This is a genomic window from Hoeflea algicola (assembly GCF_026619415.1).
GTDB classification, from domain to species: Bacteria; Pseudomonadota; Alphaproteobacteria; order Rhizobiales; family Rhizobiaceae; genus Hoeflea; species Hoeflea algicola.
In genome coordinates this window covers 1,259,602-1,280,614 of sequence record NZ_JAOVZR010000001.1, presented here as the reverse complement: position 1 = coordinate 1,280,614, position 21,013 = coordinate 1,259,602, and the positions used below count along the sequence as shown (strand labels likewise).

Here is a 21,013-nt window from a genome sequence, read left to right as displayed (position 1 = left end):
GGCCGTATCCTCAAAATCCGATGGATTGCAGATAGTCGCGGTTGGCTTTGGCATCACCGACCGGATCGGGGTCGAGCAGCGGATCGCAATCCTGTTCGACCGTGCACCAGCCTTCAAAGCCATGATCGAGAAGGATCTGCCGCACGGAAGCGAAATCGACATCGCCGTCGCCGAGATTGCAGAAAATGCCCTGGCCGCAGGCGTCGTAGAAACCGGTGCCGTGTTCGAGCACGCTGGCTTTGACAACCGGATCGATGTCCTTGAAATGCATGTAGGAAATGCGGTCGATATGGCGCTTCATGAAGCTCACCGGATCAAACCCCGCATAGGAATGGTGGCCGGTGTCAAAGCAGATCTTCAGGATCTTCTCGTCAACTTCGTCGAGCAACCGCTCGAGTTCGGGCTCGAAATCCATGAAGCCCGCGGCGTGGGCGTGGATGCCGACGGTGAGGCCATATTCCTCCGCGCCGAGTTTTGCCACGGTGGCGATGCGCTCGCGGAACGCCGTCCATTCAGCGTTGTCCATCTGCTCGGCCTGATCGGCGCGGCCGGCGGTCGGTGCGCGGCGTGGCGAGATCGAGTCGATCAGCACCAGATGCTGCGCGCCATGGGCGGTGAGCGCCTTGCAGGTGCGCACGGCGCCATCCATCACGTCGTCCCACTGGTCTGCGTCGTGAAAGGCGCGGAACACCACGCCGCCGATCAGTTCCTGCGCGTTTTCATCAAGCGCTTCGGCAAGCACTGCCGGGTCCTCCGGCATGAAGCCGACCGGGCCGAGTTCGATGCCAGTATAGCCGGCCTCGGCGCATTGGCTTAACACCGTGCGCCAGGCCGGATTGCGCGGGTCGCTTGCGAATTCCACACCCCAGGAGCAGGGTGCATTGCCAATTCTGATAGTCATCGAGGATGTCCTTCCTGCTCGTATTTCTGGCCTGCCCGAATTCTGGGGCTGCCTGTGTTTTCGGCCTATGTGCACAGGGGCCTAGGCGTCGAGTGTCTGCCATGATCTGGATTTGGATGAAGCCATCGCCGCGGCGACAATTTCGTTGACCGCAAGCCCGTCGCGAAAGGTCGGCCACACCGGCTTGCCGGTTTCGATGGCGTGAAGAAAATCTTTTGCCTCGATAATGATCTGGTCCTGGTAGCCGGTGCCATGGCCGGGGCCCTGGCAGAACGGCAGGTAATCTGGATGCGCCGGGCCGGTGAGGATCTTGCGAAAACCGCGCGTCGCTTCCGGCTCGTCCATCGAATAAAGCCAGAGCGCGTTCTGGTCTTCCTGATCGAAGCGGATCGCGCCTTTGGTGCCGGTGATTTCGTAGGCGTAGCCCATCTTGCGGCCGGTGGCGATGCGGCTGAAATGCATCTGTCCCATTGCCCCGCTACCCGCTCCGTTGACAAAACGGCACATCATCTGCCCCTGGTCGTCATTGCTGACAGTGCCGCCGGGGCGGGTGGAGTGAACGGTTTCGACCTCGGCAATCAGCGAGCGGATCGGCCCGACAAGCGCAAGGGCGGCGTTGATCATGTGCGGGGCGAGGTCGCCCATCGTGCCGTTGGCGTCACCCGTCGTGCGCCAGTTGGCGGGTGTTTCGGGGTCGGCCAGGAAATCTTCGGTGTGCTCGCCGCGAAACCAGGTGATTTCGCCAATCGCACCCTCGGCGATCAGTTGCCGGGCGAACTGGCTCGCCGGGGTGCGGATATAGTTGAAGCCGACCATATTGGCCGCGCCGCTTTTCTCCGCTGCCGCCACCATGGCGCGGCTGTCTTCCAGCGACGCGCCCATCGGCTTTTCGCACAGTACAGGTTTGTTGAGCGCAAAGGCTGCTTCGGCAATGGCGCGGTGGGTTGATTGCGGCGAGGCGATGACGATGGCTTCGACCTTCGGGTCGGCAATCAGTTCCTGCCAGTCGCCCGCGGCGCGGTTGAACCCGTAGACAGCCCGATAGCGCTCGGCGCTCTCTGCAGAGCCGGCCGAGACCATTTCCAGCCGGGGGCGCAGCGCCGTGTCAAATACCGCGCCGACGCTCGCCATGGCCACCGCATGGGCCTTGCCCATGTAGCCGCCGCCTATGATGCCAATGCCGATTTCGCTCATAACAGGGCCCGTCTCGAGATTCAGTTTGCAACCGGTTGCAAATTTTGTATCCTTGGACTCGAAGTTTCGCAAGCGGCATTTTCGCGCCCGGGGAAAACCGGCCCGGGATGCCCGGCATGAGGGAGGTCTCGTTGCCCATGACCCAGGACACCATCCGCCTGACCACGGCGCAGGCAATCATTGGCTATCTTGCCAACCAGTTCATCGAGATCGATGGCGAGGAGATGCGGCTGTGCGGCGGCGGCTTTGGCATTTTCGGCCATGGCAATGTCACTTGCTTGGGTGAGGCGCTTTATGACCATCGCGATGTGCTGCCGCTTTATCGTGGCCAGAACGAGCAGAGCATGGGCTTTGCCGCTGCTGCCTATTCCAAGCAATGGTTGAGGCAGCGCTTCATGTTCTGCACCGCCTCTGCGGGACCGGGCACTGCCAACCTACTCACTTCCGCAGCACTGGCGCATGCCAACCGGTTGCCGATGCTGATGCTGTGCGGCGATATCTTCATCACCCGTCTGCCCGATCCGGTGCTGCAGCAGCTCGAGCATTACGGCAATCCGACGCTCGGCGTGAACGACGCCTTCAAGGCAGTCACCCGCTTCTGGGACCGCATCACCCATCCCGCGCAGATCATCCAGTCGCTGCCGGCGGCCATTGCCACCATGCTCGATCCGGCCGATTGCGGGCCTGCTTTTCTGGGCCTGCCGCAGGATGTGCAGGGCTGGGCCTATGATTACCCGGTGGAGATGTTTGCCAAAAAGATCCACCGGATCCGCCGTCAGGCACCGGATGTGGTGGAGATCGCCGAGGCGGCCGCCATTCTCAAATCCGCCGAACGGCCTGTTATCATTGCCGGCGGCGGGGTGCAGTATTCGCGCGCCACGGCTGAACTGGCGGCCTTTGCCGAAGCCCACCAGATCCCGGTGATCGAAACCATTGCCGGACGCGCCAACCTTCTCAACGATCATCCGCTCAATATCGGCCCGGTCGGCGTCACCGGCTCCGACAGCGCCAATGCGGTTGCCGAAAAAGCCGATGTGGTCCTGGCCATTGGCACCCGCATGCAGGATTTCACCACCGGTTCCTGGACCGCGTTCGACAAATCCGCCAGCATCATCTCGCTCAATGCCGCCCGCCACGATGCCGCCAAGCACCTGTCGTTGCCAGTCGTGGGCGACGCGAAGCTCGGCATTACGGCGCTCGCCACGGCGCTCGAAGGTTACAGCGCACCAGCCAACTGGAGCGGTTTTGCGCAAGACCAGCGCAAGGTCTGGAACGATTACGTGGCCGACAATGTCGCCTATGGCAATGGTCCCAATTCCTATGCCCAGGCTATCGGCGTGGTCAATGCGCTGTGCGACCCGCGCGACCGGGTGGTGACCGCCTCGGGCGGGCTGCCGGCCGAAGTCACCGCCAACTGGCGGACGCTGTCATTGGGCACCGTCGATGTCGAATTCGGCTTTTCCTGCATGGGCTACGAAATTGCCGGCGGCTGGGGCGCGCGCATTGCGCAATGCGAACGCGAGCCCGATAACGATACCATCGTGCTGGTTGGCGACGGCGCCTATCTGTTGATGAATTCCGATATCTATTCCTCGGTGCTGACGGGCAAGAAGCTGATCATCCTGATGCTCGACAATGGCGGTTTCGCCGTCATCAACAAGCTGCAGAATAACACCGGCAATGAGAGCTTTAACAATCTGATTGCCGATTGCCCAACGGTTGCCGAGCCTTTCGCCGTCGATTTCGAAGCCCATGCCGCTTCGATGGGAGCGATTGCCGAAACCGTCGACAGCCCGGCTGATCTGGGCGAAGCATTCAAGCGCGCCAAGGCTAGCGAGCGCACCTACGTGATCTGCATGAAGGTCGCATCCCATGATGCCTGGACTGATCAGGGCCACACCTGGTGGGAGGTCGGTACCCCGCATGTCACCGATAATCCCAAGGTCCGGGCCGCCCATGAAGAACAGGAATCCACCCGCGCCAAACAGCGCAAGGGTGTTTGAGATGAAACGCTTTACTGCCGAAAACGCCGACCCCGAGACCATCATCGAAGAACTGCTGCATGGCGGCGGTGCGGTGGCCATTTCCGGGCTGTTCACGCCCGAGGAAATTGCCGAGGCCCGCGCCATCGTCATGGCGCATTCGGAAAATGAAACCGAGAAGGTCACGCATTTCCAGGGTGCAGCGGCGGAAGCGGGCAAGATCAACCTGCAGCGCCGGGTCTGGAACCTGTTGGCCAAGGGCGAGGTTTTCTCGCGCATGGCGGCGCATCCGGTGCTGATGGATATCCTGCGCAAGTTTTTGGGCAGCGAATTCATCATGGGTTCGATCGCCGCCAACCGGATCTTGCCGGGCGGGCCGGGGCAGGAGCCGCATGTCGATTATCCCTATTGGGACTTCCACAAACCCGAAACCCACCCGATTGGCCTGAACGGCTCGTTTCCGATGAACGCCCAGGTGTCGGTGATCCTCGATCCGTTTACCGAGGAGAGCGGCGCCACCGCCTATCTGCCGGGCAGCCAGAAAGAACTGCGCTATCCCACCGAAGCTGACCGGTTTCACGAGCGCAGCGAGCGGATGCTGGGCGAGCCGGGCGACGTGGCGCTGTTTTATGGCGTGACCTGGCACTGCGCCATGCCCAACAGGTCCGATCACGACCGCAGTGCGATTCTGATCCAGTACCTGCCCAAATGGGTCAAGCCGATGGAAGACATGCCGGCCGCCCTGCCGCAATCCTTCATCGATGCCGCCAGCGCCGACATGCGGCAATTGCTGGGGCTGAATTGTCCCTATCCGGAAGTGCTGGACGCAGCCCGGGCCGGCAATGCGGAAGGTCGCGCATGACCGTGCTCGATGGCATCAAGACGCGCAATTTCCTGGTCATCGGCCGGGTCGGCATGGACCTGTCGCCAGATCCCGCCGGCACCCGTACCCGCGACGCGCAATCGATGATGGTGGCGATGGGCGGCTCGAGCGCCAATATCGCTGCCGGTTTGGTCAAACTCGGCTGCAAGGCGGCGCTGGTCACCTGCGTGTCAGACGACGCAGTCGGCTGGTATTGTCTCAATCAGCTCGATCACTACGGCGTTGACCGCAGCCATGTGAAGGCGATCAGCGGTGAATCCCGCACTTCGCTGGCAGTCTATGAGACCCGCGTCGACGAGCACCAGAGCGTGATCTACCGCAACAATGCCGCCGATTTCCAGATGAGCGTCGCCGATGTCGAGGCGGTTGACTACAGCGGCTATGGCGCGCTGATCACCGCAGGCACAGTATTTGCCGCCGAACCCTCGCGCTCGGCCACATTCCGGGCGTTCGAGCTGGCCCGCACCGCAGGCCTGCCGATCATTTTCGACATCGATTACCGACCCTATTCCTGGCCGTCTGCCGAAGTGGCTGCCGATGTGCTCTCACGCGCCGGCGCCATGGCCGATGTGATTGTCGGCAATGACGAGGAATTCGGTTTCATGGCCGGCGGTATCGACAAGGGACTCGAAAAGGCCCGCGAACTGGCTGGCTCAAGCGCCGCCATCGTTGTCTACAAGAAAGGCCCTGAAGGCGCCGTCACCTTTGCCGATAACGAGGAACTGCGCACCGGGATTTATCCGGTCGAGGCGCTCAAGCCGACCGGCGCCGGCGACAGTTTCATGGCCGGCCTGCTGGCTTCCCTCTCGGAAGGCCGCGACATCAGGGATGCAGTGCTGCGCGGCTCAGCCTGCGCCTCCATCGTCGTCTCCAAGCCCGGCTGCGCTCCGGCGATGCCCACAGCAATTCGGCTCCAGGCGTTTCTCGATTCCCATCCCGGCCCGACGCCCGTCTGAGCCCACCTCTTCTGAAAGGACCAGAACTATGCATATCGCGCCCTACGACAACCACAACAAGCCGATCGCCGATGTCGACAGCGCCTGCGTTCCGCTGAACTATTTCAACATCGTCAAATTGAAGAAGGGCGAGGCGTTCGAATATCAGGTGCCCGGCTACGAGACCTGCATCGTTCCCGCCACTGGCACCGTTGATGTCGATGTCGAGGGTATCTCCTATGCCAAGCTCGGCAATCGCGGCGTCGATGTCTGGGATGGAGAACCTGAGGGCGTCTATGTGCCGGTCGGTGCCAAAGTGACGATGGTCTGTGTTTCCGATCACGCCGAAGTGTTTGTTGCAGGTGCCAAATACGACAAGGTGCTCGAGCCGTTCGACGTGCGGGCTGACGGGCTTGATCTGGTGCAGTACGGCTCCGACGACACCAAGACCCACCGCAAGATCAAGCACATTCTTGGCCAGAAACATCATGGCAAGGTCGGCAGGCTGCTGGTCAGCGAACTGTTCACCGTCGGGCAGGGCGGCTGGTCTGGGTTTCCGAGTCACAAGCATGATACTGACCGGCTGCCGGACGAGACCCGTCACGACGAGACCTACAATTTCCGCTTCCGCCCGAATTATGGCTCCGGTGTTCAGATGCTGCAGCGCGAGGACAACAAGCCCGGCGACGCCTACCACATCGTCGATGGTTCGACGATCTGTCTCGACAAGGGCTACCATCCCTGCGCAGTACTGCCGGGCTACGAGATGTATTATTTCACCATTCTCGGCGGCCTGAGCCAGCGCTCACTGGTGCAGTATTTCCAGCCGACGCACGCCTACCAGATCGAAACCATCCCGGGGATCAAGGACATGGTGGCTAAGTTCAAATGAGTATCGCAACGCTCGCCGAAGTGCTTCAGCCGGCGCTCAAGGATGGCTATGCGGTCGCTGGGCTGGTGACGCTCGGCTGGGAAGATATGCGCGCCTATGTCGCCGCAGCGGAGGCCGAAGGCGCGCCGGTGATCCTGCAGGCGGGGCCGTCGTGCCGGGCGCACACGCCGTTGCCGATCCTGGGCAAGATGTTTCGCTACCTGGCCGAGAACGCCAGCGTGCCGGTGGTCGCCCATCTCGATCACGGCTACACGTTTGAAGAATGCCGCGAAGCGCTCGACAGCGGCTTCACCTCGCTGATGTATGACGGTTCGCGGAAGTCGATTGACCAGAACATTGATGAGACCGCCGCGATTGCTGAAATGGCGCACAAGGCTGGCATTTCCTGCGAGGGCGAGATCGGCTTTGTCGGCTATTCCGGCGGCGAGAACTCAGCCGGAACCGATCCCGAGGATGCGGCACGGTTTGCCCGCGAAACGCAAGTTGACGCGATGGCAATTTCGGTCGGCAATGTGCATCTGCAAGAAGACAAGCAGGGCGGTCTCGACGAGCCGCGGATCCGCGCCATCGAGGCGGTAACAACTGTGCCGCTGGTCATTCACGGTGGTTCCGGGGTTCCGCTCAAGCAGCGCATGGCACTCGCCACCGGCTCGAAGATCTGCAAGTTCAACATCGGCACCGAATTACGCATGGCTTTTGGCGCGGCGCTGCGCGAGGCAGTCAACCGTGATCCGGAGCGGTTTGACCGGGTGACGATCCTGAAGGAAACCCACGACCCGGTGATGGCCGCGGCCTGCACTGTCATCCGCGCATTTGGCGCGCCAGCAAGGAAAGTCTGAAGCCATGATCTCTATCGGAATTCTCGGCTGCGGCCGTATCGGTCAGGTTCATGCGGCAAGCCTGCAAAGGCTTGAAAACGCCCGGGTGGCAGCCGTCGCCGACGCCTTTCCTGAAGCAGCCGAGAAGCTTGCGGCAAAGACCGGCGCGCAGGTGCGCTCGGCCGACGAGGTCATCGCCAGCCCCGATATCGACGCGGTGGTGATCGGCACACCGACGGACACGCATTTCGACCTGATCGAAAAAAGTGCCAAGGCCGGAAAGGCGATTTTCTGCGAAAAGCCCGTCGACATGTCGGCCGACCGGATTCGCGATCTCATCAAGATCGTCGATGCGGCGGGCGTTCCGTTCCTGACCGGCTTCAATCGGCGTTTTGATTCGGGGTTCGCGACCATTCGGGAACGCATCGCCTCAGGCGAGATCGGCGACGTCGAACTGGTCACCATTCTATCGCGCGACCCGTCACCGCCGCCGGTCGCCTATATCAAAAGTTCAGGCGGACTGTTTCGTGACATGATGATTCATGATTTCGACATGGCGCGGTTTCTGCTTGGCGAAGAGATTGTCCGGGTCTTTGCCACCGGTTCGGCGCTGGTTGATCCGGCCATCGGCGAAGCTGGCGATGTCGATACTGCCGTGGCTGTGCTGACCACCGCCTCGGGCCGGATCTGCCAGATCTCCAATTCCCGCCGCGCCACCTACGGCTACGACCAGCGCGCCGAGGTGCACGGCTCGCGCGGCCTCCTCAAGGCCAACAATGTGCCTGAAAACAATGTCGAAATCGCCAGCGGCGCAGGGTTTTGCGCAGCGCCTGCGCAGCACTTCTTTCTCGAGCGGTATGCCGGGGCCTATCTCGCTGAAATGGCGCATTTCATCGCCTGCCTGCAATCGGGGCAGGCGCCGTCTCCCGGCATTCGAGATGGCCTTGCCGCACAGGTCATTGCCGACGCGGCCGCGACTTCGCTTGTCACCGGGGTGCCTGTGGATCTGGGGTGATCCGTCGGCAAGGCCGTGCCCAAAACAAAACCGCCCCCGAAAAGACAAGCTTGTCGGAGGCGGGCAGGGTGCTGAAAACACCGTGACGTGGAGAGGTCGGTTCAGGCCGCCTTCATCGGTTGCACCTGCTGGCCGCCCATGGACTTGCCAACGGCGTCGAAGGCCCATTTCTTGATCTGGGCTTCAAGCTCTTCATTACGCAGGCGCAGGGCTTCGATTTCGCTGTCGACCTTGTCGCGCTCAACCTGATGGATCTCGTCAAGTTCAGCCTGAAGTTCCGCATTGCGAGCCTTGAGCGTCTCGTTGTCCTGGCTGCTGAGTGAATCGAGCTGGTCCTGCAGGGTGATGATCTGCGAGGTGATCTTGGAGCGGAACTCGGTCAGCGTCGCAATCTGTTCGGCCTGTGCGGTTGTATCAGCGCCTGATCCTGAACCCATGAACACGGCGGCTAACGCCAGCATGGCAAACAGCGGTACCAGCACGATGGCAAACCCCTGCAGCGACTGCATCAGCCCGATATGGCCGAGATCGAAGGCTGCGGCGAAAAATGCCGCGCCAAGCAAAACGGCGAAAGCGGAGCACATCTTCGAGATCATGCCTGCCATGCCGCTGCCGGATTTCTTGCTCTGGGCCTTGCCCTTGTCTGATTTCTGGCCTGCCACGACGAACTCCTTACGCGAAAACAAATCGAGCGCTGATGAGGGCGGGCCGGGCTGATCCCATTGCTGCAAATGGGTAGAATCGGGCGGTGCCGCGCACATCTGAACTGAAAACATGCCGCGATCGGACTGGCCGGGCCGGCTGGGCGAGAGTGCATCATGCGTTCCCGGTCGGGAATCTCGCTATGCCAAACCTATCCAAACGGTTTTAAGGAAAGGTGAAAACCGGCAGGGCAATTGATGTGATCATGATGGCAACCGGCGGCCGCGGCAGCGCGCCGGCCTGACCCGGGAAATTACACGTTGCCGGGAGTGGGACGGGGTTAATCACAAACCCTGTCAGCTTCACTTTTTGGCGGGGTGTCGTCTCGAAGCGAGATTGCCTGCCGCTCGATCATCCGATGTACCTTGGGCCGTTCTTGGCCTCGATGCAGCTTCAGAAGGCGCTCGTTGGAAGCTGCATCGGCCTGGGTGCGGCGTTCCTGGTGGCGAACATATTCAACCCAGGTGGGGACGTGATAGGTCTCGGTCCAGAAATCCGGGTTTTCAAGGTCCCGCAACAATGTCCATTGCTGCGCCCCGTCGCGGATTCGGATCCGTCGCCTCTCGCTCATCGCGGCCAGAAATTGGGTAACGTCCTCCTGCGCAATTTCATAATCAATCATGATCATGATAGGCCCGCTGCGCTGTTTGAGGTCGAGCCGGAGATAAGGCTCGGTGAAGGCGTTGAGCGGGCTGAGATCGAAATCGGCGGAATCGGGCAGTGGCACCCTTTGGCCTGCCAAAGCCCCGACAATCAGCAGCACCGCTGCCGCAATCATGGCATGGTCCGCACCGAAATTTTCGGCTATCGCCCCCCAGGCCCAACTGCCTGCGGCCATGCCGCCAAACACACCGGTCTGATAGAGGGCTAGAGCTCTGCCGACCACCCAACGCGGTGTCGACAACTGAATCGTGACATTGAACAGGGACAGGGCAATGACCCAACTGGCGCCAGCAAGCAGCAGTGCGGCGCCACTGAATAGGTAATGACGGCTTAGAGCCAGCGTGATGCAACTGATGGCAAAGGCAAGGAACGCCGCCTGGGTAATACGCTCGTTATGGAAGTTTGCCCGCAGGCGGGCATTGAGCAGCGCTGCGCACACCGCGCCCATGCCGAAACAGCCCAGCAATACCCCGTAGACAAAGGCGCCGCCCTGCAGCAGGTCCCGGACCACCAGTGGCAGGAGCGCCAGAACCGCTATGGCAGACAGGCCAAACAATGAGCCGCGAAAGATCACTTTCATCAGGTTGGGCGACATCGCGACATAGCGCACGCCCGCCGAAAACGCACGGCCCATTCGTTCCCGCGGCAAGCGCGGCCGCGGCGTGGACGGTCGCCAGAACCACAGCGCGGCGATGATGCCAACATAACTGAAGGCGTTGACGGTAAACGCGGCGGCAGCACCGGCAATGGCCACGATCGCGCCACCCGCAGCAGGTCCGACGCTGCGCATCAGATTGAACCCCATGCTGTTCAATGAAACTGCCGCGGACAATTCGTCTCGCGAAACGATATCGCCCATCGATGCCTGCCAGGAGGGATTGTGCAATGCCGTGCCACAGCCGATCAGGAATGTGAATCCCAGGAGTAACCACGGTGACAGCAGTCCCTTGAAGGCCATGATCGCAAGCATGATCGACACCAGCAGCATAAAGGATTGAGCGATCAGCATCACTTTACGGCGGTCGAAATTGTCGGCGAACACCCCTGCCAACAAAGAGAAGATCATGATCGGCAGGGTCACCGAGGACTGGACGAGCGCCACCATGCTTTGGGATTGTGTCAGCGATGTCATCATCCAGGCTGCCCCAACGGCTTGGACAAGTCCCCCGAAATTCGAGGCAAGGGCTGCAATCCAGAGCATCCGGAAAGTCTGGTTTTTAAAGAGCGTCAGTGTGGATGTGCTTTGCGGCATACAACGCGCCCTTCCTTGACCAGACTCTGCGGTGATTGATACCGCCACCGCATGGACCGGGCAAGCTGATGATCGATATCACCTGGGCTGAAAATGGTTTGAGCCTGCACCTGCAGAACGGTTCTATTTTTTCAATGATGCTCGACCAGCCCGGCGCGTCAGGGGTCCGCACCTGGCATCGGCATGGTCGTCACGTTTGGACTTTCGGAAAATCAGCCTACCGCAAGCGAACGACATCACGGCCCGCGCTTCGTCGGCCTGAAATTGATGGACCGGCTCAGTGCTGGCCCATGTCGTCATTGTCCTCGGCGCAATCGTCGATCTCGGAACGCGGGTCGAAGGGCGAATTCGCTTCCATCCGCGCCATCTTGATGAGGTAGGACAGCAGATCGTGGTTGGTGTGGCGCGAAATGTCGTAGGCGGCGGCCAGCAATCCCTGAATCTTGAGGAGAGCCACGGCCTGTTCGGTTGTCAGGGTCTTGTTGTTCATTGTGTTGCCACCAGCGATGCAGGGGATTGGGAGGGATTGATGAATGGCAGTTGAGCACCCCTGCGAACCACCAGTGGGCGGTTGACGGCGGCGCGCGCGCGGCCGGCGCGCAGCGCCTTTTCGCCAACTTCGACATAAGCCAGCAGACACCAGTCACCAGACAGAATGCGCGGCAGCCCGGCGGGGATTACCTTCCAGCCCAGATCAAGCCAGCGCTTGAGCACAAATTGCTGCAGCATGCCGCCAGTGTGGGAGATTCCCTCATCAAGGCAATACTCCATCACCGCACAGAACATCTGGCTCGGAATGCCGGTGACACCGGCTTCGCGATATTCGGGCAATACATCGGTCCGTGTCCATGCAGCCCAGTCCGCCCGGCAAGGCAGATCCATATTCTCGCACATGTCGGCCAATTCCCCGGCCACCGGATTGGCAATGGTGGTCGGCACCAACCGCGCCGAGGTGACCACCCGGTCTTCGAGCATGCCGAGCAGATAGATGGCCTGAGGCGTATCGAACGGATCGCTTTCCAGGCCGTTGTTATTGACAGGCTTGCGGCGATGGGTAAGCGCGCAACAGTCGTGGTGACGGCGGCGGAACTGCTCGAACGCGTGGGCGTAGAGATGTTTGTTTTCTGCGTTTACGACATGAGCTTCGATCATCACTCGTCCCCTTGCCATTGGCGCCAAGAGGAAGACGATAGATTGCTGTGCTAGTGGGTGTCGCCTAGCGATTCCGACAGTTGACCGAGACTGATTTCACCTTGCTGCAGCGCCCGCACCACCGCATGGGTGGTGTTGTTGGCGTTCAGCTTGTGGCGGATCTGGGCGGTGTGATAGCGCACCGTCTGTTCGCTGATGCCCAGGATGACGGAAACATCCCAGCAGGATTTTCCCGCCGAGGTCCATAGCAGCACTTCGCGCTCGCGATCGCTCAGCCGCTTGGGCGATGGCCGTCGGCGTTGATGCCGTTCGATTGCCGAGGAGGCGTAGATCGCCATCAGGTTGATCGCGCCGCGTTCGCGGTTGTCGAGTTCCAGCCGGTTCGGCCCGCCAAATGAGATGGCCGAAAGCCATTCGTCCTGGGAAAAGACCGGGACGATATAGCCATCGACCAAGCCGTGCTCATGGGCTTCGCCGACGACCTGGGCGGCGCCTTCGATATTGGCGAACTGTTCACCGGCCTCGTGCCACAGGAAAGGCCTGACGGTGGAAAAAACCTGCTGGCACACCGGATCGGCCGCGCTGTAATCGTTTTCGACGTAACGTTGCCACCAGTCTTGCGGAAGCCGGTTGGATTTTACCAGCGGTTCGATCTTGTTGTTGCCGACCGGCAACCCCGTATAGATCATGTGCTGGAATCCGTAGGCACCGGCCACCTGCAACAGATCATCGAGCAGGTCATCGATTTCGGCATGCGTGTCCGCCCGCTCGATGAATTCAAAAACCGCCGTGTCCTGCGCACTCATATTACCGCCTGATCGGACCAAACCCATGGTCCTGCCAATTTCGGGAGCCACGGATCTCAATTCTATCCGACCTGATCACGTGGCACGTAACAGGTGGAACCGTTCTCCGGCCATTGCCACCCAGGACGTACAAGGTAACCACACCCTTATTTGTGGTGACGTGACACGGATTGAAACCGGGACATATGTGGCAACATGCCGCCGTTCGATCGCGAGGTCAACTTCCGGGATCGCCCTGTTGGTCGAACGATGCTTCGGGCCGGGATCATTCCCGTTCGTCCAGAATTAGTGTGTCATATAAGCTGGACAACCTCAGCTTGCCGCAACAGCCGGCGCGGGAAAACGCGATGTCAGCTTTGCGCCGATACTTGCCGAAATTCGCAGCCAAGCCCGCGGCCGGGCTTGGGCAATATTGGTGAGGGCTGTTTCGTCAGCTCCATGGCTTGCAGGTCTGAACTCACGTTTCAGCGGGCGCCTTGACGTCTTGCTGCTTTGTCTTGCGGCGACGCGTGACCAGCACGAAGAACAGCGGGACGAACAAGATGCCGAGAATGGTGCCAGAGATGGTTCCACCAAGCACGCTGGTGCCGATGGCGTTGCGGCCACCGGAACCGGCGCCGGTGGAGATAACCAGCGGCAATACGCCGAGCGAGAACGCCATCGAGGTCATGATGATCGGACGGAAACGCTGTCTCGCAGCCTCGCGGATCGCCTCGAACAAGGGTTCTCCGGCTTCATATCGTTCCCGGGCGAATTCGACGATCAGGATGGCGTTCTTGCCGGTCAGACCGACCACGGTGAGCAACCCCACCTGGAAGAACACGCCGTTCTGATAGCCGCCTAACAGGGTCCACAACAGCGCGCCGAGAACGCCGACCGGCATGACCAGCATGACGGCGAACGGGATCGACCAGCTTTCATACAAAGCAGCCAGACAGAGGAACACGGCTGCAAGCGACAGGGCATAAAGCAGCGGCGCCTGGTTGCCCGATTCGCGCTCTTCCAATGACAGGCCGGTCCAGGACACGCCGTAGCCGGACAGTTGTTCGGACAGCCGCTCGATTTCGGTCATTGCTTCGCCGGTGGTCACGCCCGGCGCCGGAGATCCCTGGATCTGCATGGCGCTGACCGCGTTGTAGCGGTTGATGCCTTGTGGACCGAAAGTCCAGCTGCCCTCGGCGAAGTTGGTAAAGGGAACCAGCCCGCCGGAGGAATTGCGCACCTTCCATTTTGAAATATCCGACGGCAGGGCGCGGGCATCGGCTTCACCCTGAATGTAGACGCGCTTGATCCGGTCGCGGTCGATGAAGTCATTGACATAGGTGCCGGCCCAGGCGACCTGCAGCAATTGCGCCACGTTGGAGGCGGAGATGCCCATCGCGCCGGCGGCACGCCAGTCGATGTCGAGATGATACTGGGCAGCATCTTCAAGGCCCGAAGGACGGGCAGAGGCGATCAGCGGGCTTTGCGCGGCCATACCGAGCAACTGGTTGCGGGCGGCAAGCAGTGCTTCGTGCGACTGGCCATCCCGGGCTTCGAGATAGAAGTCGAAACCGCTCATGATACCGAGCTCGGGAACCGAGGGCGGCACGATCGGGAATACCATGGCGTCCTTGATGGCCATGAAGGCGGGGAAGGCGCGACCGGCGACCGCCTGGGCACTCTGTCCCGGCGATTGCCGCTCCGACCAGTCCTTCAGACGAATGAAGGCGAGCCCCATGTTCTGACCCTGACCGGAGAAGGAGAAACCGACAACGCCGAACATGCTGTCGACTGTGTCCTTCTCGTTTTCCAGGAAGTGGTTTTCCACCTGCTCCAGAACCTTCTGGGTGCGTTCGGCGGTGGCACCTGTCGGCGCCTGGATCAGCGCCAGAAGAATGCCCTGGTCTTCGTCGGGCAGGAAGCCGGTCGGGGTCTGCACAAAACTCCAGGCTACAAGACCCACGAGCGCCAGATAGATGACGCCGATGCGTAGCGGGCGGCGAACCATCCAGCCGACGGTGCTGCCATAGCCGTTGCTGATGCGGTCGAAAGTGCGGTTGAACCAGCCGGCCGGACCGCGTTTGGCGTGGTGGGCAGCCTTGGAGGTGAGCAGCGTGGCGCAGAGTGCGGGCGTGAGCGTCAGCGCCACCAGCACGGAAAGGCCCATGGCCGAGACGATGGTGACCGCAAACTGCTGGTAGATAACCCCGGTCGAGCCGCCGAAGAAGGCCATCGGAACGAACACGGCTGAGAGCACCAACGCGATGCCGATCAGGGCGTTGGTGATCTGCCCCATCGATTTGCGCGTGGCCTCAACCGGACTGAGCCCTTCTTCCTCCATGATGCGCTCGACGTTTTCCACCACAACGATGGCGTCGTCGACCAGAAGGCCGATGGCGAGCACCATGGCGAGCATGGTCAGCGTGTTGATGGAGAAGCCGGCTGCGGCAAGAATGCCGAAGGTTCCGAGCAGAACCACCGGTACCGCAAGCGTTGGAATGAGCGTGGCGCGAAAATTCTGCAGGAACACCAGCATCACGAGGAAGACGAGCACGATGGCTTCAATGAGCGTCTTGACCACTTCCTCGATCGAAATTTCGACGAAGGGCGTGGTGTCGTAGGGAATGACGTAGCTGACGCCCTCTGGGAAGAAAGCAGAGGCTTCCTCGATCTTGGCTTTGACAAGTTCCGCCGTTGACAGCGCGTTTGCGCCAGCAGCCAGACGGATCGCCATGCCGGTTGACGGTTTGCCGTTGTAGCGGGCGATAGTGGAATAGTTCTCCGCACCGATTTCGACCCGGGCCACGTCGTTGAGCAGCACCAGGCCGCCATCGGTCGCGGCGCGGATGACGATCCCCTCGAAGTCTTCGGGCGTGGTCAGCAGCGATTGCGCCGTGATGGTGGCGTTGAGTTGCTGACCTTCAACTGAGGGCAAGGTGCCGAACGCGCCGGCTGATATCTGGGCGTTCTCGGTAGAAACAGCCGCCACAACATCGCTGGGAGCGAGGCCATAGGCGGCAAGCTTGACCGGGTCAAGCCAGATGCGCATGGCATATTTGGCGCCGAATACCTGCACTTCGCCGACACCTTCGAGACGGCTGAATTCATCGACAAGGCTGGTGTTGAGGTAGTCGGAAAGGTCAGTCTGGTCGAGCTTGCCGTCATCGGAGATCAGGCCGATGACCATCAGGAAGCTGGCTGACGATTTCTGAACCGTCACCCCCAGCCGCTGCACCGTTTCCGGCAGCAACGAGGTAGCCTGGGAAATCTTGTTCTGCACCTGAACCTGGGCGATGTCGGGATCAACCCCGGTCTCGAACGTCAGCGTGATGGAGGCGGTGCCGGCAGAGGTTGAACTAGACGAGAAATAGCGAAGGCCATCAAGACCGGTCAGTCGCTGTTCGATGACCTGGGTCACCGTATTGGCGATGGTCTGGGCCGATGCGCCGGGATAACTCGCTGCGATCGAGACCGTCGGCGGTGCAATCTGCGGATACTGCGATATCGGCAAGGTCAGGATGGAGAGTATGCCGGCGCCCATGATGATGATCGAAATCACCCATGCAAAGATCGGCCGGTCGATAAAGAAACGTGCCATGACGGTCTCCGCAGGTTCAGTTGTTTGCCAATTGTTCGGCGCGTTCTTCGGGGGCTACGGGGGCGCCGACCGCGATCTTCTGCAGTCCTTCGACGATCACCTTGTCGCCCTCCTTGACGCCATCGGTGACGATCCAGTCCGAACCGCGGTCGCTGGCGATGGTCAGCGTGCGCTGCTCGACAACATTGTCAGCGCCGACAACCATGGCGGTGGGGTTGCCGCGACGGTCGCGCGAGACGCCTTCCTGCGGCACCAGAACCGCGTCCTCGATGACGCCCTGGGGCATCTCGACCTGAACATACATGCCGGGCAGTAGCATTTCGTCGGGGTTGGGGAATGTCAGGCGCAGGGTGACGACGCCGGTTTGCTCGTCGACATGCGGTTCGGCAGCGGTTAGTTCACCGGTGTGATCGTAAGCCGAGCGGTCGGCCAGCGTGAGCTTGACCTTGGTATCGATATTCGCGCCAGCCGCCTTGGGGCCCTTGCGCTTCCAGCGCACCAGGTCGGCGGCTGACTGGGCGACATCAACATAGACAGGGTCGAGCTTGCGGATCACGGCCAGCGGATTGGTCTGCCCGGAAATCACCAGTGCGCCCTGAGTGGTGAGCGAAAGGCCGATAGCGCCCGAGATCTGGGCGCGGATGGTGGTTCGATCAAGGTCGATATTGGCTGCCAGCAGTTGCGCATTGGCGACCTGCAAGGCGGCATCGGCAGTATCCCGGGTGGTGACGGCCGTATCCAGTGCCTGCTCGCTGGCGACATTGCTCTTGCGCAGCGTCTCCATGCGCTTGAGTTCGCGATTGGCCGAATCGAGGCCGACCTGGGCTTGATTGACAGCAGCCTCGGCTGCCACCACCTGCGCCTTGTAGGTGGCCGGATCGATGCGATAGAGCACATCGCCCTCGTTGACGGCCGAGCCTTCCTCGAATAGCCGCTCCGTGATGATGCCGTTTACCTGCGGGCGAACTTCGGCAACGCCGGATGCGACGACGCGGCCGGGAAGCGTGGAGGTGACCGTGACGGTCTCTGCCTTCACCGTGACTACGGTGACCGGGGTGGGCGGACGTTCCTGCTGTTGCGCCGAGGCAACCGTCACCGTCATCGCGGCAATCAGGAAGGGGTAGAGGGCGTAAGGCGCTAACCTCATCGAATTTCTCCGTCAATTTTGGAGTGCCCGCTTGGCGAAAACGCACACAGCGGATAATATGGAAACCAAGCGGTTTTATATTTGATTTTTTGCCGCGCGCAAGCGCATTGCAATGCACAAAACCGTGACTGAGAATTCGGGAGATCTGACTTGTTGCCAAAGTGCCGCAATTTCCAGCGTGGTCCGGGCAGGCCGCGCCAGTTCGATTCGTCGGAACGCGAGGCGATCATCATCGACGCTGCGGAACGGCTCATCCTGGCCCAGGGGCTTGCCGGGGCGTCGATGGCGGCGATTGCGCAGGAGGCCGGCATGTCCAAACGCACGCTTTACGAGGTGTTTGAAAGCCGTGCGGCGCTGTTCGCGTCGATCATCCGGCGCATGCACAACATGTTCACGCGCCCCCTGACCCGTTCTGATCTGGAAAAACCGCTCGCCCAACGCTTGCACCTGTTGTTGACGCCGGCGGGCGAGAAAATTTCCGATGCGCTGCCGCTGGCGATATTGCGGGCTGTCATCACAGAGGCCGAAAGACAACCTGATCTAGTGCATGAATTCCTGCGGGAAGGGCCGTATGCGCTCTACGCCATGATTCGCGCGGAACTCGACCGCTCGGTAGCCCGTGGCGAAATCCGTATCAGCGACACGGAAGCCGCAGCACGTCTTCTGGCCGACATGGCGCATGAGAGCGTGCTCGAACACCTCGTTATCTCTCAGCCGGCCTGCCAGCGTCAGGATGCGTATAAGCGCCGACTTGATCTCGCCATCCGCGTGTTTCTCGGCGGCATCGGCACGGCGGAATAGATCGAAGCCATAAAACTCCGTGCGTTGGGCAGCCGCAACGGCGGCAGGAAGACCCGGACCGGATCTGCCCGTCTCCGCGGATGGCGAGGGGGGAACGAAAATGCTGGGCACGGCGCGGGTTGGTCTGCAAAGGCTGCCCCAGGCAGGCCGTTCTCTCCCGCTGATTGCCGCGCCTGCAAGAGACCTTCCGCACAGCGATCCAAAATGCCGGGCATCCAGTTGAAAGCGCGCTTGGCACTGCAACATTTTGGTCTGATGCCTGCACATTGACGTTCAAATGGGTTCATTTGCGCATGTTAGGCTTTAGCTCTGGATGAGTGGCTCACCGAGCCCATTGGCGGGCTTCTCTTCAAAATAGGAAAGAAATGCATCCAGCAGATGGGCCATGAGAACGGTCATGCCAACATGGCCGACGAATGATGACTGCGTGTATGTGCCGAAGTCCATCATGAAGCTGCGCCCGATAAAAGGGGCAAGCATGCCCTGGGCAACAAACCAGAGAACCAGACCTGAGACAAAGCCGGTGAGCCAGACCCGTGCAGGCATGATCAGTCGCGTTGCGTAGACAAATAGACCAAACCCCAGTGAACCGATCAGGAAATGTATCGGGAAGGCCAAAGCCTTGGTGATCTCGATTCCGGTCAGTTTCGCGGTGATTGCGATAACCAGATTAGATGGCTGCAAGACCACGTCGAACAAGGCCGGCGATATAAGCCATGCGTATATTTCGAAGCAAACTTCTCCGATCAGGCCGGCAAGCGCCACGGCAAGGAAAGTCTGTTTTCTGATGGGGGTTACAAGGGAGGACATTGCGTTCTTTCTGTGAGGAGGGGAAGATCGCAATCGGTATCAATGCGGCAAGGCACGGACAATTAACGTTGGATCACGCCTGAGTGAACCGGCGAGTATTTCAGCTGAGCTGAAGGCAGGTTCGCGCGGGCGCTGGCGGAACGGTTTTCCAATTGATGCAGATAAAATGGTGGGCGCGACAGGGATTGAACCTGTGACCCCTGCCGTGTGAAGGCAGTGCTCTCCCGCTGAGCTACGCGCCCGTCGCTGTTCCGCAAATAGCGAAGCGAACGGCTGAGCGGCGGTATAAGCGGTGGGCCGGGGCGGCGTCAAGCGACAGATTGCCCGGTGTTGCGATTGACCACAAATGCCGGGTCGGCAAACACCTCCGGCGGAACGTGCGGGTGCCTGGTTGCTGCATAAATCCGGCAAGCCAGGGGCAGGGCGGGTTGCTGGCCTGTTTCACGTCGTTGAAATATCTCCACTCCTATGTTGTCGAAATGCTGATGCGTGGAACGGGATATTCAGTATCCGCGTTAGGCGAGCTACAGATTAGGACCAGTGAAAAGAAATAGAACTCGATTTATTGCATCTTAATTTGATTGGTTCTATTTTTAGAAATACTTTTTCTTTTTCCGAGGAACCCATGTTTCATCCAAGCGGCAAATGGGTTTCCATTTCAATTTTGACGGTCTGTGTATCCTTGTCCTCCAGTCTGACGGCCGCGCATGCCGACAACCTGCGTATGGGCGGAACCGGTGCAGCGGCTGAATTGATGAAGCTCCTGGGGGCTGCATTTGAAGCCGGTGCGGATGATGTCACGGTCGAGGTCATCGCCGGGCTTGGCAGTTCAGGCTCGATCGCCGCGACCATTGACGGCGCGCTTGATGTTGCGATTTCGGCGCGGCCGCTCAAGCCGGCGGAAGTTGAAACGGGACTGATCCAATCGGTCTTCGCGCAAACGCCCTATGGTCTCGTCAGTTCCAATCCGAAGCCCGGCGATATCGCCGCCAGCGACCTGGCCGCGTTTTACGCATCGACCACATCAACATGGCCTGACGGCACGCCGGTGCGGGTGATCCTGCGCCCGAACCGCGAGAGCGATACAGCATTGCTGGGCGGCATGTTTGCCGGCATGGGTGAGGCGATCGACACGGTGCGTTCGCGGATCGACGTTCCGGTTGCCGCCACCGATCAGGACAATCTCGAACTGGCGTCCAGCCTCGATGGATCGCTGGTCGGTACAAGCCTGGCGCAGGTCGTGACCGAACACCGGCAGCTGCAATTCATGACCATAAACGGATATGAACCGACGCTGGAAAACCTGGAGAACGGGCGCTATCCCTTCGCCAAGTCCTTCTACCTGATGGTACCAGGCACACCCACCCCACTTGCACAACGCTTTACCGCATTCCTTCAGTCGGATGACGGCAAGCGCATTCTGAGCGCGGCTGCCTGTCTCCCGGTCATCAATTGATCGGCCCAGTCAAGCTATCGTCGG

At 60.5% G+C, this 21,013-nt stretch carries 18 protein-coding genes and 1 tRNA gene; 8 read left to right on the top strand and 11 right to left on the bottom strand.

Annotated elements, in window-relative coordinates; translation table 11 throughout:
* Positions 1-10: 10 nt before the first annotated feature.
* Positions 11-901 carry a TIM barrel protein gene (locus tag OEG84_RS06340; RefSeq protein WP_267652945.1) on the bottom strand — a complete coding sequence of 297 codons (891 nt, stop codon included), beginning with the start codon at positions 899-901 and terminating at the stop codon, positions 11-13.
* 81 nt (positions 902-982) lie between these two features.
* A complete protein-coding gene (locus tag OEG84_RS06335) occupies positions 983-2,095 on the bottom strand; it encodes a Gfo/Idh/MocA family protein (RefSeq protein ID WP_267652943.1) in 1,113 nt (370 codons plus the stop codon).
* Positions 2,096-2,232: 137 nt separating this feature from the next.
* Between OEG84_RS06335 and iolD the strand changes: the two genes are divergently transcribed.
* Genes iolD through iolG form a run of 6 tightly spaced genes read left to right on the top strand, consistent with a single transcriptional unit; the run spans position 2,233 to position 8,620 of the window.
* On the top strand, positions 2,233-4,098 hold the full coding sequence (gene iolD / locus OEG84_RS06330; RefSeq protein WP_267652942.1) for a 3D-(3,5/4)-trihydroxycyclohexane-1,2-dione acylhydrolase (decyclizing): 1,866 nt from the start codon (positions 2,233-2,235) through the stop codon (positions 4,096-4,098).
* Between the two features lies 1 nt (position 4,099).
* Entirely contained in the window at positions 4,100-4,939 is an 840-nt protein-coding gene (locus OEG84_RS06325; protein ID WP_267652941.1) for a phytanoyl-CoA dioxygenase family protein, read from the top strand.
* Positions 4,936-5,916, top strand: coding sequence for a 5-dehydro-2-deoxygluconokinase (gene iolC / locus OEG84_RS06320; protein WP_267652939.1), 981 nt, complete (start codon positions 4,936-4,938; stop codon positions 5,914-5,916). The genes OEG84_RS06325 and iolC overlap by 4 nt, the downstream gene beginning before the upstream one ends.
* A gap of 28 nt (positions 5,917-5,944) precedes the next feature.
* Positions 5,945-6,787, top strand: coding sequence for a 5-deoxy-glucuronate isomerase (locus OEG84_RS06315; protein WP_267652937.1), 843 nt, complete (start codon positions 5,945-5,947; stop codon positions 6,785-6,787).
* A complete protein-coding gene (locus OEG84_RS06310) occupies positions 6,784-7,626 on the top strand; it encodes a class II fructose-bisphosphate aldolase (RefSeq protein WP_267652936.1) in 843 nt (280 codons plus the stop codon). Before OEG84_RS06315 ends, OEG84_RS06310 begins: the two co-directional genes overlap by 4 nt.
* 4 nt (positions 7,627-7,630) lie before the next feature.
* Complete coding sequence (gene iolG, locus OEG84_RS06305) at positions 7,631-8,620, top strand: inositol 2-dehydrogenase (RefSeq protein ID WP_267652935.1); 990 nt, start codon at positions 7,631-7,633, stop codon at positions 8,618-8,620.
* A 101-nt stretch (positions 8,621-8,721) separates the two neighbouring features.
* Here iolG and OEG84_RS06300 read toward each other — a convergent pair whose 3' ends face one another.
* From OEG84_RS06300 to OEG84_RS06270, 7 genes are all read right to left on the bottom strand, one after another.
* Positions 8,722-9,282 (bottom strand): hypothetical protein, encoded by a 561-nt coding sequence (locus OEG84_RS06300; RefSeq protein ID WP_267652934.1) that lies wholly within the window; start codon positions 9,280-9,282, stop codon positions 8,722-8,724.
* Positions 9,283-9,602: 320 nt separating this feature from the next.
* Positions 9,603-11,237, bottom strand: a complete 1,635-nt coding sequence (locus tag OEG84_RS06295) for an MFS transporter (protein ID WP_267652933.1) — start codon at positions 11,235-11,237, stop codon at positions 9,603-9,605.
* A 277-nt stretch (positions 11,238-11,514) separates the two neighbouring features.
* Positions 11,515-11,727, bottom strand: coding sequence for a hypothetical protein (locus tag OEG84_RS06290; RefSeq protein ID WP_267652932.1), 213 nt, complete (start codon positions 11,725-11,727; stop codon positions 11,515-11,517).
* Positions 11,724-12,389: an acyl-homoserine-lactone synthase gene (locus tag OEG84_RS06285; protein ID WP_267652931.1), complete on the bottom strand. Its 666-nt coding sequence runs from the start codon at positions 12,387-12,389 to the stop codon at positions 11,724-11,726. The genes OEG84_RS06290 and OEG84_RS06285 overlap by 4 nt, the downstream gene beginning before the upstream one ends.
* Positions 12,390-12,439: 50 nt before the next feature.
* Positions 12,440-13,195: a LuxR family transcriptional regulator gene (locus tag OEG84_RS06280; protein WP_267652930.1), complete on the bottom strand. Its 756-nt coding sequence runs from the start codon at positions 13,193-13,195 to the stop codon at positions 12,440-12,442.
* A 457-nt stretch (positions 13,196-13,652) separates the two neighbouring features.
* Positions 13,653-16,775 carry an efflux RND transporter permease subunit gene (locus OEG84_RS06275; protein ID WP_267652929.1) on the bottom strand — a complete coding sequence of 1,041 codons (3,123 nt, stop codon included), beginning with the start codon at positions 16,773-16,775 and terminating at the stop codon, positions 13,653-13,655.
* A 16-nt stretch (positions 16,776-16,791) separates the two neighbouring features.
* Entirely contained in the window at positions 16,792-17,922 is a 1,131-nt protein-coding gene (locus OEG84_RS06270) for an efflux RND transporter periplasmic adaptor subunit (protein ID WP_267652928.1), read from the bottom strand.
* A 150-nt stretch (positions 17,923-18,072) separates the two neighbouring features.
* Between OEG84_RS06270 and OEG84_RS06265 the strand changes: the two genes are divergently transcribed.
* Positions 18,073-18,723, top strand: coding sequence for a TetR/AcrR family transcriptional regulator (locus tag OEG84_RS06265; protein ID WP_267652926.1), 651 nt, complete (start codon positions 18,073-18,075; stop codon positions 18,721-18,723).
* 303 nt (positions 18,724-19,026) lie between these two features.
* On the opposite strand, the gene OEG84_RS06260 is transcribed toward OEG84_RS06265, so the two are convergent.
* Together OEG84_RS06260 and OEG84_RS06255 are read right to left on the bottom strand one after the other, a co-directional pair.
* Positions 19,027-19,488: a hypothetical protein gene (locus tag OEG84_RS06260; protein WP_267652925.1), complete on the bottom strand. Its 462-nt coding sequence runs from the start codon at positions 19,486-19,488 to the stop codon at positions 19,027-19,029.
* A 212-nt stretch (positions 19,489-19,700) separates the two neighbouring features.
* Positions 19,701-19,775: transfer RNA gene (locus OEG84_RS06255), tRNA-Val, on the bottom strand.
* A 440-nt stretch (positions 19,776-20,215) separates the two neighbouring features.
* Here OEG84_RS06255 and OEG84_RS06250 point away from each other — a divergent pair.
* Complete coding sequence (locus OEG84_RS06250; RefSeq protein ID WP_267652924.1) at positions 20,216-20,989, top strand: substrate-binding domain-containing protein; 774 nt, start codon at positions 20,216-20,218, stop codon at positions 20,987-20,989.
* The last annotated feature ends 24 nt before the right edge of the window (positions 20,990-21,013 follow it).

Coding starts and splice junctions, on each gene's coding strand:
- iolD (WP_267652942.1), top strand. CDS start 2,233: ATGACCCAGGACACCATCCGCCTGACCACGGCGCAGGCAATCATTGGC.
- OEG84_RS06280 (WP_267652930.1), bottom strand. CDS start 13,195: ATGAGTGCGCAGGACACGGCGGTTTTTGAATTCATCGAGCGGGCGGAC.
- OEG84_RS06335 (WP_267652943.1), bottom strand. CDS start 2,095: ATGAGCGAAATCGGCATTGGCATCATAGGCGGCGGCTACATGGGCAAG.
- OEG84_RS06340 (WP_267652945.1), bottom strand. CDS start 901: ATGACTATCAGAATTGGCAATGCACCCTGCTCCTGGGGTGTGGAATTC.
- OEG84_RS06295 (WP_267652933.1), bottom strand. CDS start 11,237: ATGCCGCAAAGCACATCCACACTGACGCTCTTTAAAAACCAGACTTTC.
- OEG84_RS06270 (WP_267652928.1), bottom strand. CDS start 17,922: ATGAGGTTAGCGCCTTACGCCCTCTACCCCTTCCTGATTGCCGCGATG.
- OEG84_RS06310 (WP_267652936.1), top strand. CDS start 6,784: ATGAGTATCGCAACGCTCGCCGAAGTGCTTCAGCCGGCGCTCAAGGAT.
- OEG84_RS06315 (WP_267652937.1), top strand. CDS start 5,945: ATGCATATCGCGCCCTACGACAACCACAACAAGCCGATCGCCGATGTC.
- iolC (WP_267652939.1), top strand. CDS start 4,936: ATGACCGTGCTCGATGGCATCAAGACGCGCAATTTCCTGGTCATCGGC.
- OEG84_RS06275 (WP_267652929.1), bottom strand. CDS start 16,775: ATGGCACGTTTCTTTATCGACCGGCCGATCTTTGCATGGGTGATTTCG.
- iolG (WP_267652935.1), top strand. CDS start 7,631: ATGATCTCTATCGGAATTCTCGGCTGCGGCCGTATCGGTCAGGTTCAT.
- OEG84_RS06285 (WP_267652931.1), bottom strand. CDS start 12,389: ATGATCGAAGCTCATGTCGTAAACGCAGAAAACAAACATCTCTACGCC.
- OEG84_RS06325 (WP_267652941.1), top strand. CDS start 4,100: ATGAAACGCTTTACTGCCGAAAACGCCGACCCCGAGACCATCATCGAA.
- OEG84_RS06290 (WP_267652932.1), bottom strand. CDS start 11,727: ATGAACAACAAGACCCTGACAACCGAACAGGCCGTGGCTCTCCTCAAG.